Source organism: Pseudomonas sp. NBRC 111131 (assembly GCF_001320525.1).
In the GTDB taxonomy this organism is placed as follows: domain Bacteria; phylum Pseudomonadota; class Gammaproteobacteria; order Pseudomonadales; family Pseudomonadaceae; genus Aquipseudomonas; species Aquipseudomonas ceruminis.
The window spans coordinates 1-14,488 of the sequence record NZ_BCBH01000060.1; the positions used below are offsets into that span (position 1 = coordinate 1).

The window sequence follows — 14,488 nt, forward strand, 5'->3', positions numbered from 1 at the left end:
CTGAGCAGTCCGTTGACCCTCAAGATCTGGAAACCTTGCGCGGCCGTTTGAATGGACTGTACGACAAGTACGTCCGTCGATTTGGCCACCTGAGTAGCCAAGCCAACCGCCTGGCGATGGGGGAGGATCCTGAATACCCTCTGCTCAATGCGCTTGAGAGCAACTACGATCGCGGCGTATCGGCTGACATGGCACGCAAGCACGGAGTGCCGGCGCGCAATCCCACAGCTGATAAAGCCGCAATCTTCTCGCGCCGCGTGATGAGCCCACGCGAAGAAATTCGGCACGTCGAATCCGCTAAGGATGCACTGGTTGTCAGCATGAACCAGGTGGGCCGTGTAGACCTCGAGCGCATGATCCGCTTGTGCGGTCTGAGTGAGCCTGAACTCCTTCGTGACCTGAAGGGACTTGTCTACTTCAATCCGGGCAAGGATCGCTGGGAAACAGCCGATCAGTACCTGACCGGGAACGTGAAAGCGAAACTCAGGGGAGCGCTTCGAGCCGCGGAACACGATCCAAAGTTCTTGGAGAACGTCGAGGCGCTGCGTCCGATACAGCCAGCAGACATCGAGCCGATCGACATTTCCGTGCAGCTGGGTTCGACTTGGGTACCGGCGAAAACAATCGATGATTTCGTCGTACACCTGATAGGGGATGTACGCCGGCGCATCGACTACCAGGAGGCCTTGGGCAAGTGGATGGTGAACATCTCCGAGGGGGATAACACCACCATGCGCGTCACCTGGGGCACCGAAGCGTACCCCGCAAACAAGCTGGTAGAGGCGGTTTTAACGAACCGCCCGATCCAAGTGAAAGTGGAGGTCGGAAAGGACGATCATGGCCATCCGATCATGCAGGTTGATGAAACTCAGACTGCTGCAGCCAACCAAAAGGCGGACGAGATCCGCGCTGCGTTCACCGACTGGATCTGGGAGGATCAGGATCGTCGTGAATCCCTCTCGCGACTCTACAACGATAGGTTCAACACCAATATTCCCAGCCGCTACGACGGCTCACACCTGCAGCTGCCCGGCACCTCGCTGGACATCACGCTCCGTCCGCACCAGAAGGACGCAATTTGGCGCGGAATTCAGGACGGCACAGCACTGTTCGATCACGTAGTCGGCGCCGGTAAGACGCTGGTGTGTGTCGGAACCGTGATGGAGAGCAAGCGGATGGGGCTTTTCCGAAAGCCAATGGTGTTGGTACCGAATCATCTTCTACTGCAGTGGAAGGATGCCTTCTACGACCTCTACCCTAACGCCAACGTGCTGGTTGCTGAGAAGACGGATTTCAAGAAAGAAAACCGGGAGCGACTCTTTGCCCGAATCGCTACCGGGGATTGGGATGCTGTGGTGGTGGCTCACAGCTCGTTCAAAAAAATTGGCATGCCCCCGGAGACGCTCGAGGAGCTGCTGCAGGAGCAAATCCAGGATCTCACTGACGCCATTTTGGACCTCAAGAGCAGCCAGGGCGATCGCGTGACCATCAAGGAGATGGAAAAGGCGAAAGAGCGGATGACCGAGCGACTGGAAAAGAAAGCCGACACCGGTTCTAAAGACCAGGCTGTCAGCTTTGCCGATCTGGGTGTTGACGCCTTGGTTGTAGATGAGGCGCAGGAATTCAAAAACCTGTTCATCACGACCTCGCTCAGCAGGGTATCGGGGCTGGGTAATCTGGCAGGATCGGAAAAAGCATTCGATCTTTTCGTCAAGTGTCGCTACCTGCAGCAACGGAACGACGGCCGAGGCGTGTTTCTCGCCACGGGTACCCCATTGAGCAACACGATCGCTGAGCTCTACACCGTACAACGATACCTCCAGTACGATGAAATGAAGGCCCGGGGCATCATTCATTTTGATGCCTGGGCTTCGACATTCGGCCAGGTTGTAACCGGCTGGGAGCTTGACGCTACCGGCGTCAACTACAAGCTCAACTCGCGTTTTGCAAAGTTCCAGAACGTTCCCGAGCTGACGGCGATGTATCGAACCTTCGCTGATGTAATCACACGGAAGGATCTACAGGACCAGGCCGAGGCCCGCGGTACCCGATTCCCAGTACCGAAGCTGAAAGGCGGTCGCCCGCAGAACGTGATTGTGGATCGATCGGAGGCTCAAGCTTGGTACATGGGCATTCAGCAAGAGGCGATCGACGCAGAGGGTAATCCGCTGCTTAAAGCGGATGGATCGACGTTCAAGACTTGGAACGATGGATCGATCATCCATCGCATGGAGCATTTGCCGAAAGACCCACGCCTCGACAATCCTTTGAAGATCACCAACGACGCGCGCAAAGCGGGGTTGGATTTCCGACTCATCGATCCCGGCGCTGAGGATTTCGCAGGTAGCAAAGTGAATGCGTGTGTCGATCAAGCATTCCGCATTTGGCAGGACTGGGACGACCGTAAAGGCACGCAACTGATTTTCTGTGACCTATCCACGCCAAAAGGTCCAAAACGTCCAGAACAGGCTGCTGTGAGCTCAGAGGACGAAGAAGAAGGAGAAGCCTCGATCTCTATGGACGATATTCTGGCAGGTGCCAGTTCGTTCAGCGTATACGACGACATTCGATCAAAGCTCCTCGCTCGCGGGATCCCGGCGAACCAGATTCGCTACATCCATGAGGCCAACACAGATCTGCAGAAAGCCAAGCTCTTTGCGGAGATGAATGCCGGCGAGGTCAGGATCATTCTGGGGTCAACAGCGAAGATGGGTGCCGGCATGAATGTCCAACGCCGCTTGGTCGCTCTCCACCACCTGGATGCACCATGGCGCCCAAGCGACCTGGAGCAACGCGATGGTCGCATCGAGCGGCAAGGTAACCTCTTCTATGAGATGGATCCTGACGGATTCGAGATCGAGATTCTACGCTACGCGACGAAACAGACCTACGATAGCCGCATGTGGCAGACCATCGAATTCAAGGCAGCTGGCATCGAACAATTCCGCAAGGGGGACAGCCTCCAGCGTGTGATCGAGGATGTGGCCAGCGAGGCAGCCAACGCCGCCGAGATGAAAGCCGCGGCCACCGGTAATCCTCTGATCTTCCAGCAGGTGCAAATCGCTGCAGACCTCAAGAAGGTGGAAGCATTGTTTTCCAACTTCAAACGTGGCCAGCACTCGCTCGACAGCCGCATTGCGTGGCTGCGTGACGCCGACTCACGTGCCGATCGGGCAATCGCCCGCTGGTCAAGTGAGATCCAGCGGCGCGATGCCGGCACCAAACCTGAATTCGAGTTCTCGGCGAATGGCAGACCCTACAAAGACGCGGACAAGGAAAGACTGGCCGCGGTATTCGCCACCGCCATGAAGCGGGCCGTCGAGCGGCGGTCTGAAGACACGTTCCAGCGCGCAGAGCTTGTGCCCGTAGGAAGCTATCGAGGTTTCGAAATTCAAGTGTCATGCGAGCGGCAGAAAATCCACTTCACCGTCACCGGTCGGGACTCATACGAGCCGGACAACCTGGTGTATCGCGTTGACGACAAATTCAGCATCAGCGGGTTCATCAGCCGAATGGACAACTTCCTGGAGCGCCTGGAAGGCTGGAGGGATGAGGCCGAGTCGACGCGGGGACGCGAGCTGTCAGAGCTCAACAAAGCGATCCAAGAGAAGGCGAAGCCGTTTCTGCACCAGACTCGGCTTGACTACCTGCGCGAGGATGCTCGGGATGTGCTTCGGGAACTGAAACTGATGCAAGCTGACGACTCCTATCAGTCGAAGTGGGAGCCAAAATCGGTCCTCCTACAAGGTTCCGCAGCTCCCGGACGGAGTAAAATGCGAGCGTAATGAAAAAGGGCGCCCATGGCGCCCTTTTTCATACTGATCATTTGCGCCCGCCATTCAGCTCTCAACAATGCGTAGCGCAGGGACGTCTACCCAAACTGCACTAAACATCCAGTGCCTGAATTCCTCAACTGTCTGCCCGCTTTTGGTCTGTAGGCGAGCAAGCAATCCCGAAAGCCGCTGCTCCAGACACCCAGCTTCTTCGTCCTCGTACTCGACATAGTCGCTGTAGGGGTCATCCGGTTCGAAAACTTTCGAGATATGTGATCGATGCAGCCAGTGGTAGTAGTCATGATCTCGCCATCCTTTTGGAAACCGAGTCGCAAGCTCACTCCAGTCGGTCAAGCTGTAATGATCGGGGTAATTGCAATCAGCATTGGATGTGAATACCCAGTACAACCTTCCGATAGCCGGATGAACCGTGCTGACAAAAACTTCGCTCATGGCCGATCCTCCTTAAGCGCCGCCGCGCCGGCCGTAACTCTTCACTCCGAAAACCAAAAGCCCGCGAATCCGCGGGCTCGATGGTTTTTATTTCCAAACCTCATTCCAATTTGTCGATGAATCGGCCGCGTCACTGGTGTGTCCGACCTCTACAGGGTTGCTGATATGCGTATCGCCGCTACCGACAACGGTGCCAAGGCCGGTATCGTTGACGCCCGTTTGATTGACAGCATCAGTTACGGCCCCGTTAACCTCGCTCATGACTCCGTTGATCTGTCCATTCACCTCGGAAATCACACCGTTTACTGAGGAGCTGGCGATCGAGCAAACCTTGTCCTTGATCATTTGCCAGATGGCAGACAGATCAGGGAAAGAGGTGGTGCTGAATATGCCGGTGATCCCCCCGACACATTTGCCCAAAATGTCTGACGATGTCTGAGCAGCCGTTTGGTTGGTGTCGGCCGCGTCCTGATCTCGAGCCAGGCCGGCCTCACCACCACGCACCGCGGCTTCTCCGCTACGGCAGGTGGCAGCATGGGCTGTCACAGCCGAGCTCATGAGCAGCACAACGAGTAACGCGCGGGTCAGTGTCTTCATACCAGTCCTCCAAGAACATTCAACGGCCAGGAGCATCAAGCTCGTGCCCGGGATTTAACAGCGGGTTGCGCCGGGCTGGGCTGTTGCTTGACGGGCTCCGTCAGAGCCTCGGGCTTTGGGGAAGCGCTTGATTTCTCCCGCTCTTTACGTTGCTCGAGGAAACCCAGCTTGCGGTGCATATCCTCATCAACGTGCTTGGTAACCTTTGCCTTGAGGATCTGGTTATCAACGTTGAAAAGCACCTCATCGAAGTAAACGGCTTTCCCGTCGCCGCGGCGATTAACCGCGTTCCCGAAGCCGATCTGCGTCCACTTCTGGTCGCTTCCATCGTTGTTCGGCTGGGACAGGGTGATAAAGTTAGGCTTGATCTCACCGGTACCTGGGTCGGGGTTACGCTCATTGATGAACGCAAGGACCTGGTGCTTCTCACCGTTGACCTTCACGTATCCCTGTAGGTAATCCCCACTGCCCTGGTACAGGAGCACTGTGGTGTCGTACTGGTCGTTATCCAGCTTGGTCACACCGCGAAGGATGAGTTTCTGTCCCGTATTGCTGTCAGCGTTTGCCATACCAACCTCCTGAGGAGTGGTTGAGTCACTGGTTGAAGCGCCGGTAATGTCCCCGGGTACACCGGAGTTGCTCGACCTGCCTTGAAGGCCAGCGCCAAAGCCTTCAATCTGGGATTCGGGGGTATGCTCATCCTTGATAAAGGCTTTCGCCATGATCCAGTCGTACTCGTTCACTGGTGCCGGCACAGGACGGCCTGTTTTGTCGAACCAGTAGTACTGATCGGTCGCAGGCTCTGGCCCAAGAGCGGCCAGATCGTGCTCAAGCTCTTCCAGCGACTTGCTCCAGGTACTGATGGCCTCAGACTGATCTCGCCACCAGGCGGCGGCGTTTACCGCAACAAGGTTCTCAGCCTGTTGCAGATCGGAGTCCCCAAATGGCACTCCCTCAGTTGCCTGGAAATGTCGGTGCTCGACCGCTGCTGCAGCTAAATCCCCCAGTTCTACTTCATCAGCAGCCTGTGGAGCTTCTCCTGTACAGTCCAGAGTTCTGGACTTCTCGTACTCGGAGATAGCACCAGCAAGCACGGCGATATCCGCGCCTGGATCGTTGATCATTGGCTGGGGGATGCGCTGACCATTAAGGAAGGTTGCAGGAGCGCTCTCGGGCTTGCCCGTCCCGCACAATTCAGTGTGGATACCGGTCGGTTGCCCTTCACGGTCAAAATAGGCAATGGAGTACGTGACACCATCGACCCTTTCCGATTCGTTCACTAGACCAATTTTCGCGGTGTAGCCGTGCTTAGCAGCCTCGCTGTTCAGCAATTCCCACCTAGCTGAAGGCGTCGTATCTGAGTCATAGGGATACTGGCTGTAGCTATCCAGCGTGAACGACTCCAAAACTTCTGTCGGAATTGAATCCGTCGAGGAGCGAGGGGGGATATCTGTGCCTTGATGATTTTTCAGTGAGGCCAGATAAGCAGCATCTATCTGTTCAATTGCTTCGATGACTTCATCTGGATCCCAGCAATTCTCAAACTGGTACATCCGGTCAAACTCATTGCTGCCAGGCTCGGGCAGTGGCCCGTACTGCTTATCAGCGTCTGCCAGCAGCTCTCTAGCTATGGCGTAACCCTCTGATGCTTCCATCTGCCCGCGGAAGTGCGTATTGAGCTTGCCGAGCTCACTGTCCAGCTTGGCTTGGAACGCGGCGCGATATTTTGCCTCGGCCATGCAGCTTTCGATTGTCCGCAGTCCTTCCGGAGAGCTGTCATGCTCCCACATGACTGCCATAGCGTGATCCTCGGCCCGATACGGCAGCAAATCAGGGTAGTCATTGATATCACCTGTAGGCAGACCGATTGACTCAACGAATCTCGCATCGCGTCCAGCAACTGTGAGGGACTCAGCTGCCAACGGTTCGACTGGGGGGGCCTGCTCACGATCAGCTTTAGCAAGCAGAACGGCTTCCCACTCATTACGATGAACCGTTTTTTCTTCGTAACGCTCGACACGGCCATCGCTGCCACGTACCGGCACCTCTACCGTCACCTGCTTACGACCCAAGTTATTCAACGTGACGGTATCGCCTGCTGCGATTTCGTTCTCGCGGAACACTCGGGCCAGATCTACCCCCCAGGTAACACGCTCTTCTCCGTCGCTATTGCGCAACTTCACGTAGAAGCTTTTGCTTTGCTTCTTGTCGAAAAGATACGGCGCCGGGCCGAAATCTACGATCACACCCTCACGGGCATTCACAGGTGTAGGATCATTTGCGGCCGGTTCTGCAGGTGATGCCGTTTCTTCGCTGGAGGTGCCCACCTTCTCAGCGGTTGCCTCGGTCGGTTTCGGCGTTTCAGTTTGCGCGGCGGCTTTGTCTGGTACAGCTGCAATGGGTGGCAAGCCGAGCAGTTCGCGGCGAATAGCTTCTTGTGCGGGGTTGTTGAGTTCTACCGGAACCTCATGCTTGATCAGAACCGCGATCGCCCGGCGCTTAAACTCTTCACTGCCAGTGAGCTCGATAGACCCACCGAACTTCTGTTTCGCCATGTAGAGGCCGGCGAGAATGGCCATCTCATCATCTTTTGCTTCAGCCACCATGAGGATTTGCTGCCCATGGTCGATGAAAATAGGTCTGTCATGCAGGGAATAGAGGACGCTGCCATCGCGCCGCTCCTTGTAGGTGATCTCCTTCAAGAGCTCGCTAATCTGGATTTTTGGATCCTGATCAACACTTTCTTGATCTAAATCAGGGTTTCCACGGCCAAAACCGTTACCGAATGCTTCATGCCCCCTCAAACGCGAAATAATTTCGCTGTAAAGGGCCTGGTCTAGTTCCATTAGCAATTCCGCATATGTATCGTATGCGAAAATATTCTGATAAACGGTAGTTGCTGCTTCAGCTGTATTCTTGGCGTCAATTGAGCGCCATGACGACAGGTCTGCAGCAACCCAATGTCTGACCAACGCAGTAGGGACGGCCGCAGCCTCTTCTTCGGAAGGTTGGCTATTTAGCCAGGCTTGGTACGCCTTAGCACGACGTTCGATCGCTTCACGGGGAGAGGCCTCCGTTGCCTGCGGCGAATTCAATCGCTCGTAGACAGCTTGGCGGAACTCTTGCATCAAGGCTTCGCTTACTTCGCTCATGGCAATCCTGCCTCCTTCCGGATGGTGGGGTAGTCCGTTGCCCTGAGCCCCCCGTGGAGGGGCTGGGTAAAGTTGGGTTAAGCGCGTCGCTCTGGGCTGGACCGTGACTGCTGAAATTTCGTATTGTGTATATTATTCAAAATTCAGCGGAATGGGAAGCTCCGCGCCCTAAGGCCTAGGAGGGCTACGTCTGCTACATTTGAGGGGATCAAATGTCCTTTGGAACTGATGAAATTCAGCCAATTTGTGGGACGGATTTGGAGAGATGGCGGATCGAGAACGGTCTGACCAAGGTTGCTGCTGCAGACGCCTTTGGCCTGCAGAAAGCGAAGTGGGAAGAGCTAACAGGCCCGGATAAGTCGGCTGAGCAGATCAACGACCCCGTGGTGGCTATGCTGCTTTTTCTCTACAAAACGCATCCTGAGTCTTCACCGGTGCAACCGCCGTTGGATATCAAGGATTTTTACGACTATTTAGGACTGCAAGATTCGCCTCAAGATCGAGATACGTTTGCCACCCTTATTGGTAGATCGCCACCCTCGGTTTACCGCTTGATGCTTCATGATGGCAAGCCCGGTCGGCCGGTCATGAAGTGGGTTGAGGCCTTGAAGCGCATGGATTTGACACCTAAACAGTGCAAACGCGTGATGCAGGATGTCGTAAGTAAGGTAGGTGAACGACAGAAGGTGGAAAGGGTCTTGATTCAGGGTTGGTCAAAAGGTGGCATTGGTGAGCACGACTGAGAAAACAGACTCGCACATTATCGAGCTCTCCAGCGTTTACTTCTACGCTGGCCCAGCGCCGCGGGCGATCGCCTTGAAGGACTGCGGCGCGCTACTCAACGGGCAACCTGGGGACGTGTTCCCGGCACTGTACGGGTATCAGAGCAAGCAGGACGGCTTTATGGCGGCTCGGGCGTACGCTGACAAAAACCGACTCCATTTTACTGTTATCGATTTCCTGGTGGAGCTTGATCACAAGCAGAATCCACTCATGATGAAGCCGGAGGACCTGGCCAACCACGACTTTGTGTCGTTTGCCAGAATGTCCAGGAGCATGATGGATGATCTGCAGGATCTTCTGCGGGAAAGGTTGGTCTGCGAAGGCTTGACCCCGACAAAGACCGAATTGGCGAAGCCTCATCTATTGCTGCAGCAACGACCCGAGTTGTTGAGCACACTGACGGCCGCTCCGGACTGGGAACATATGAAGGTAATTGCCTATCCTGCCAAGGTGGCCTTCAGTGAGAAGCCGTTGACGGTAGGAGTGCTCCCCCATAAACACTGGTCGGCAATCAAGGAGGCGACTTGCCGCCTCAACCCCGGTATCCGGATCACGTTAGAACCGCCAGGGCCAGCCAGTACCGACGCTGCACCATTGGCTGCACAAGCCAGCAGGGACCGAGGTCCTCGAGCACGCTGAACGACTGACATCAAAAAACCGCCTCTCAGGGCGGTTTTTTTCTAATCTCTGAATCGGTTCCTGTACCACCACGGCCGTGACACGATCCGACCTCCGCGCATGAAGCCCAGGAACTTGTTCCAGCAAACATCCAGGGTCCACCCAATATGAGCCATGACGCCGAAGCAGACGATGATCATCACTGCGGTGATCCATACCCACGGTTTATGCCCTACATACAGACAGGCCATCAACGGCAGATAAGCCCCGCAGGGTATACCGAAGGCCTTGGGTGAGATTGATGCGCCTCTCCAGCTAGATGCCATGGTTTAGACCCTCCAACTCGCAGCGTTTCTTGAACTCTTTAGCGCCGGCCAGGCTGATGAACTCGCCAGCATCAATGCGATCCGCCTGGAACAAACGCCAGGCTTTGTCATCCAGGGTTGCCTCGGCCTTCTCCAGTAAACCCCGAATGAACCGGCCCCAGTCCGTGTAAGGAAGGGACTGTAGTTCATTGCGCACCTCACGATCGAACACCAGGTACTCACGGATCGCAGCTCGCTTGCCGTCCGTGGTTTTGAGCAGGCGTTGAACCAGAATGACACGTAAGGCACCGGCCAGGCGTGAAGCCATACCGGCTTGCTGGTCAGGTGGATAGGTTTGAATTGCACGGTTGATCGTCTCAGCAACAGACTCGGTGTGCATGGTGGCAAAGCATAAGTGACCAGTCAGCCCAGCCTCAGTCATTGCCTCGATCGTCTCGCGGTCCCGAGCTTCACCGATACCGATGATACTGGGTTTACGACGCATGGCATTCCGAAGTGCTTTCGGGAAGTCGCCAATGTCTCTACGCAGTTGCGATTGCGACGGTTGCGGTCCCAACCAGTGCGGACCACCAAGTACATACTCGATGGGGTCCTCATAGGTGATCACTTTCCGGTCGGGCATTTCTGTCCCTGCCTTCTTGTACAGGCCCGCGAGGAAAGTTGTTTTTCCAGACCCAGTGGGTCCGCAGACCAGAACCAGGCCCATTTCTGCGTAGCAGCCCCGGATCAAGTCGGGCTCGATTCCCATTTTATCGATATCAGGCAGATCCGACGGAATCACCCGCATGGTGATCGAATAAGCCTCATCGATGCTGGCTATGCGCGCTTGAACAAAGTTGGTCCGAAAGCGAAGCGTGGTACCCCGAGCCAGCCCAAACTCTTCTCCAGCCAGCTCCAAGGCACGGTCAACACCCTCATCACCCTGCTTGATCATGCTTTCAATTTCAGCGGACCAAGCCGACGCCATCAACGGTGATAGCTGACCTTGCTTGATTGTCGTCGTTGACGCTTTCAGTTGCCGTCCATGCAGCTCGACCCAAATGTAGTCGCCGCCTTGTACGAGAATGTCAGACACCCCCCGATCCGCACACAGCTTCAGAAAGCGCATGAAATTATCGGGAGACAAGTCGCCCTCGAAATTGTACGGATCGAATATTGGACTCGTCACTTGGTCGCACCATCACCGGTCTGCCGGTACTGCGTTTTTACCGTAGGGCGCCATTTTTTAGGATCAGTCTCGAACGTCGCACGGCCGGTTACGCGACGCAATTTGTCGCCAAGCATCATTTGCTTACCATCACCCGTAACAGTCTGCTGGCTTTCAGCCACGCTGGTCGAGCTGATCATGTCGTTCTGCAGAAGAGAGGAGTAGAGGTGCATCCCGAGGTAATCGCGGGTCAAACGATTGAAATTGGCGGCGAGGATAGCGTCCGCTTGTTTGTAACCATCGTCCCAACCTTTACGGACTGCTACCTCCCAGATTTCAGCCTCGTCACTGTCTTGAGGGCGTGCTTCGAAGTCGGGCAGTTCAACACTGGCATTCAGAGGCAGGCCAACATAAAGGTAGTCACGCCAAGTAGGGGGAACACTCACAAACCGTTCCTCACGCTCAATTTTGTAGACGCGATTCGCTGTTCGGACCTGGTCTTGAGAGAACGCAGCAACGTCCCGGGCTTCTACGATAACTGGTGGAAGCGTGCCGTTCTTAGCGATCATGGGAGCGAACTTGAACATTGCATCGAGTGACGGCGATCGTGCGTTAAGGCCATCAACCAGCTCACGAGCTCGAGCTGCCATACCGCCGCGGAAGCCGACAGTGTTACCCATGTCGGTCAGCAATTGATTGCGAATGTCGGTGACCTTGGTGGTCGCTTTTGACTGTGGTTTCAGCAACGAGTCGAGATCAGGCGGTGCCGTTTCAACGACTGGAGCGCTTGTCTGCCCGCTGGCATCAAGCTCGGGGGTTTCGCCCGCATGGACAGCAAGCGAAACCATCAGAGGCAACAATGCGAAAATCCGCTTCATAGCGTACCTCCAGCTCAGGCCTGAGGCCGGTTGTAATGAAGTTCCAACTTCCCGGGCGTCTGGGTCACATTGGCGCGGTAGCCAACTTGGGAGCGAATCATCAGCATCAAGGTGTTGTAGGGCACCTTGTTTACATCGATGTCGACCGGCAGCGGCATACGCACGCCCATGAACGAGAACTCAAGCCCACGATCCCGAGCCAAGGCTGCTAACAGTTCGACTGCATCGCCCTGCCACTTGAGCGACACACGCTGCTTGTCGTCCACGATGGTCGACGGAAGGCGCATCACCACGCGGCTATTAATCGCGCCCTGCTGATATAGGTCGGCCTGAGCCATCTCAATGCGTTGCGACGCTTCGAGGATCTGTTGGTCGATCAGCTGCTGGGCCGATTCGTCCGGTTTCTTCGATGCGCAGCCCCCAAGGGCAAGAGCCAAGGCAACCAGTGCTAGTGGGTAACGTGTGTTGGCCATTATCAAACCCTCCGTTGATTTCGTATAAATACTATAATACGGAATGAGCACAAGCAAACACTATCCCCCCCGCGGGCCGCTTCTTGACCTCTGCTGTGCGTCCCGCTCGGCCTTGAGCTCATGAAGCAATTTTTCGAGCTCTGGATCTGCTAGCGCACCGCTGTATCGTTCATCGACCAAAGCCTCGATCAGCGAGCGCTTAAATTCGGCACTGCCGGTGATCCGCAACGGACCAGGTGGTGCCGTGTTCGGCATCGCGCGTAAGGCGCGGGTGATCAGCTCACTGTCTACCGCTTGGCCAGGGAAGTTGAACTGGCCGCCAAGGTCTTCAAATCCCGGATCGCCAGCGGCCCGCCGGTAAATGACTGTGCCGTTTCTCCTAACTACACCGAGCATTCCATCGATCGACTGATATTTAGGATCGAGATCCCGGGCAAATTCGAAACCGTTAGCTCCTTCAGCCTTCGCTGCGCGTTTCTCGCCATATGTGAAACCTCGCAGCTGACTGATTGCCCCTGGATCACCGGTGGCTGCTTCTTGCTCAACCCATTCACGATAACTGAGCCTTTTATTAGAAGGATCATTCTTTAAATCTGCGCGCATTTTTGAAATCTTAGTTTCCAGTTCCTCTCTAGCTCTTAGTGTCTCGAACGCCAAGATACTGTAAAATGCTTTTCGATCCTTTGGATTTTTAATACGCAATTTGATATCCAGGCGCTGCTGTCTGGAGTCATCGCGTACGCGTTTGAATTGTTGCTTGACCCACTCTTTATCAACTCGGCGATATACAAATTTTGTCCGATAGGCTTCGTATCGGGCACGTAGTGCCCTGCGCAAATTAGCTCGCTCTGTGCGGCGCTGCTGACGATCTTCGGGATTCCGTCGTGGGCTTGCGAATTTGTCGTAACTCATAAGAGCCATCAGCTCTTGTGTAACTTTACGCTCCTCATAGTCACCAAGACGCTTTTCCAATCGAGCCTTAGACAAGGCCTCGTGCATGTCGCTTGCTTTGATAGGCACCAAGCTCTGTTCTTCAAGCGAATAAATACCCATGCCGCGACCTTTGGGTTTGATCCCCAACCCAAATCGCGCTAGTTCCGCGTGCAGTTTCTGCCAGGTAAGGCTTTTCTTTTTCAGAAGCGTTGCAATTGCATCGCGAGGTTCACCGCGAGAATAAGTGTGCAGACTTTCCTGGTCAAGATGACGTTCCATATCCGCAGCACGAGTAGGCTGTTTACCTTGAAATTTGGGTTTAGGCGCTGACCAGGCAATTTCAGGCGAGCCCTTTTTGTCTATGACACTGTAGGGACCATTGTCATGAGTCCAACCATAGCGAAGCTCAAGCTCTCGCATTGCATAATCGAGCTTAAAATAATCTCTATCCGGGTACACCGCGTTATACGAATCGGGGTGAACCCGATTCACCGTCATGTGTAAGTGAACATTGTCCGTGTCATGATGGATAGCAAACACATACTGGTGCTCCGCCATACCGACCGCATCCATTGCATGCAGAGCACAATCGAAAGCTTGATCATCAGTTGGTTTCTCTGATTGCGGCCAGCTCAAGATGACATGGTAAACAGGATCCTTAACACGTGAATTTTGAGCCGCGACTGCTTTCATTTCTGCCGCGGCTGTCGCCAAGCTCAAGCAGTTGTGCTGGCAGGATACACCGGAACGTGTAACTTCCCTTACTGGTGCTCCGAGGAGGAGTCCGGATTCGAGCTCGGCGATAGCATTGAGCTCATCTCCTGCATCCCTTCTTTGAGCGGCTGCAGCATGAAACGCAAGGTTGGCTCCACGGGATCTTGCTCTTGCCGCAAAGTCAGGATGATTTCTAACAGCTTGTCGGAGATGGTTTGCTGCTGCTGCAAGATGGTGCTGAGCAACGGCAAGACGGCTTTCATGTCCATCAGCGCTTACCCCTCGTTCTGTGATGGGTCCAGGCTCGTCAATGCGGACTGGAACTGGGTGTTGATCCTGTTGATATCGACGCCCATTGGAATCAAGAGCAATTCCAATACTTCGAGCACGTTCTCGGATGGCATTTTGAGTTGCAGCATCAATTCGTCCAATCTCTCGCAAACGGTCTGCTGCTCTTTCGATATGTTCTCGAGCAGACTCAAGAATTGAGTCGTCTCTTCGGGTGTGGCCTGGATTGAGCTCATCCGTTTGTGTCTCCTTTTCTTCGTCACGTTCTGTCGCGTAGTCGACCAACGCCGAGAAGCTTGAGCTCCCATCGGCCCGTTTCGGTGGAACCTTCGCAAGCATTACGAACCGATCCT

At 54.9% G+C, this 14,488-nt stretch carries 12 protein-coding genes and 1 pseudogene; 3 read left to right on the plus strand and 10 right to left on the minus strand.

Annotated elements, in window-relative coordinates; translation table 11 throughout:
- Nucleotides 1–35 precede the first annotated feature (35 nt).
- Nucleotides 36–3,785, plus strand: a complete 3,750-nt coding sequence (locus APH34_RS27615) for a DEAD/DEAH box helicase family protein (RefSeq protein WP_256215978.1) — start codon at nt 36–38, stop codon at nt 3,783–3,785.
- Nucleotides 3,786–3,839: 54 nt separating this feature from the next.
- On the opposite strand, the gene APH34_RS27620 is transcribed toward APH34_RS27615, so the two are convergent.
- From APH34_RS27620 to APH34_RS27630, 3 genes are all read right to left on the minus strand, one after another.
- The gene (locus APH34_RS27620; protein ID WP_023662970.1) at nt 3,840–4,226 is read right to left on the minus strand and encodes a hypothetical protein; all 387 of its coding nucleotides are present in this window, start codon (nt 4,224–4,226) and stop codon (nt 3,840–3,842) included.
- Nucleotides 4,227–4,313: 87 nt separating this feature from the next.
- Complete coding sequence (locus tag APH34_RS27625; RefSeq protein ID WP_009682495.1) at nt 4,314–4,823, minus strand: hypothetical protein; 510 nt, start codon at nt 4,821–4,823, stop codon at nt 4,314–4,316.
- Between the two features lie 35 nt (nt 4,824–4,858).
- Nucleotides 4,859–7,975 (minus strand): LPD7 domain-containing protein, encoded by a 3,117-nt coding sequence (locus APH34_RS27630; protein ID WP_054903730.1) that lies wholly within the window; start codon nt 7,973–7,975, stop codon nt 4,859–4,861.
- Nucleotides 7,976–8,187: 212 nt separating this feature from the next.
- Here APH34_RS27630 and APH34_RS27635 point away from each other — a divergent pair, with 212 nt between their 5' ends.
- Nucleotides 8,188–8,718 carry a hypothetical protein gene (locus APH34_RS27635; protein ID WP_054903731.1) on the plus strand — a complete coding sequence of 177 codons (531 nt, stop codon included), beginning with the start codon at nt 8,188–8,190 and terminating at the stop codon, nt 8,716–8,718.
- Nucleotides 8,705–9,397, plus strand: coding sequence for a hypothetical protein (locus tag APH34_RS27640; RefSeq protein WP_009682498.1), 693 nt, complete (start codon nt 8,705–8,707; stop codon nt 9,395–9,397). The genes APH34_RS27635 and APH34_RS27640 overlap by 14 nt, the downstream gene beginning before the upstream one ends.
- A gap of 41 nt (nt 9,398–9,438) precedes the next feature.
- On the opposite strand, the gene icmT is transcribed toward APH34_RS27640, so the two are convergent.
- The 7 genes and pseudogenes from icmT to APH34_RS27675 form a co-directional block, all read right to left on the minus strand.
- A complete protein-coding gene (icmT, locus tag APH34_RS29835) occupies nt 9,439–9,702 on the minus strand; it encodes an IcmT/TraK family protein (protein WP_033690317.1) in 264 nt (87 codons plus the stop codon).
- Nucleotides 9,692–10,870 carry a plasmid transfer ATPase TraJ gene (traJ, locus tag APH34_RS27650; protein WP_054903732.1) on the minus strand — a complete coding sequence of 393 codons (1,179 nt, stop codon included), beginning with the start codon at nt 10,868–10,870 and terminating at the stop codon, nt 9,692–9,694. The genes icmT and traJ overlap by 11 nt, the downstream gene beginning before the upstream one ends.
- Entirely contained in the window at nt 10,867–11,727 is an 861-nt protein-coding gene (locus APH34_RS27655; protein WP_009682501.1) for a type IV secretory system conjugative DNA transfer family protein, read from the minus strand. The genes traJ and APH34_RS27655 overlap by 4 nt, the downstream gene beginning before the upstream one ends.
- A gap of 14 nt (nt 11,728–11,741) precedes the next feature.
- On the minus strand, nt 11,742–12,200 hold the full coding sequence (locus APH34_RS27660; RefSeq protein ID WP_009682502.1) for a DotD/TraH family lipoprotein: 459 nt from the start codon (nt 12,198–12,200) through the stop codon (nt 11,742–11,744).
- Between the two features lie 60 nt (nt 12,201–12,260).
- Nucleotides 12,261–13,949, minus strand: a pseudogene (gene traI / locus APH34_RS27665) (TraI/MobA(P) family conjugative relaxase); the annotation flags it as partial.
- A complete protein-coding gene (locus tag APH34_RS30500; RefSeq protein ID WP_009682504.1) occupies nt 13,895–14,116 on the minus strand; it encodes a hypothetical protein in 222 nt (73 codons plus the stop codon). The pseudogene traI and the gene APH34_RS30500, both read right to left, overlap by 55 nt.
- Nucleotides 14,117–14,122: 6 nt before the next feature.
- On the minus strand, nt 14,123–14,371 hold the full coding sequence (locus tag APH34_RS27675; protein WP_054903734.1) for a hypothetical protein: 249 nt from the start codon (nt 14,369–14,371) through the stop codon (nt 14,123–14,125).
- Between the last annotated feature and the right edge of the window lie 117 nt (nt 14,372–14,488).

Excerpts from the sequence above, each read along its gene's own strand:
- APH34_RS27620 (WP_023662970.1), bottom strand. The coding sequence starts at position 4,226 with ATGAGCGAAGTTTTTGTCAGCACGGTTCATCCGGCTATCGGAAGGTTG.
- APH34_RS27625 (WP_009682495.1), bottom strand. The coding sequence starts at position 4,823 with ATGAAGACACTGACCCGCGCGTTACTCGTTGTGCTGCTCATGAGCTCG.
- APH34_RS27630 (WP_054903730.1), bottom strand. The coding sequence starts at position 7,975 with ATGAGCGAAGTAAGCGAAGCCTTGATGCAAGAGTTCCGCCAAGCTGTC.
- APH34_RS27635 (WP_054903731.1), top strand. The coding sequence starts at position 8,188 with ATGTCCTTTGGAACTGATGAAATTCAGCCAATTTGTGGGACGGATTTG.
- icmT (WP_033690317.1), bottom strand. The coding sequence starts at position 9,702 with ATGGCATCTAGCTGGAGAGGCGCATCAATCTCACCCAAGGCCTTCGGT.
- APH34_RS27655 (WP_009682501.1), bottom strand. The coding sequence starts at position 11,727 with ATGAAGCGGATTTTCGCATTGTTGCCTCTGATGGTTTCGCTTGCTGTC.
- APH34_RS27660 (WP_009682502.1), bottom strand. The coding sequence starts at position 12,200 with ATGGCCAACACACGTTACCCACTAGCACTGGTTGCCTTGGCTCTTGCC.
- APH34_RS30500 (WP_009682504.1), bottom strand. The coding sequence starts at position 14,116 with ATGGACATGAAAGCCGTCTTGCCGTTGCTCAGCACCATCTTGCAGCAG.
- APH34_RS27675 (WP_054903734.1), bottom strand. The coding sequence starts at position 14,371 with ATGAGCTCAATCCAGGCCACACCCGAAGAGACGACTCAATTCTTGAGT.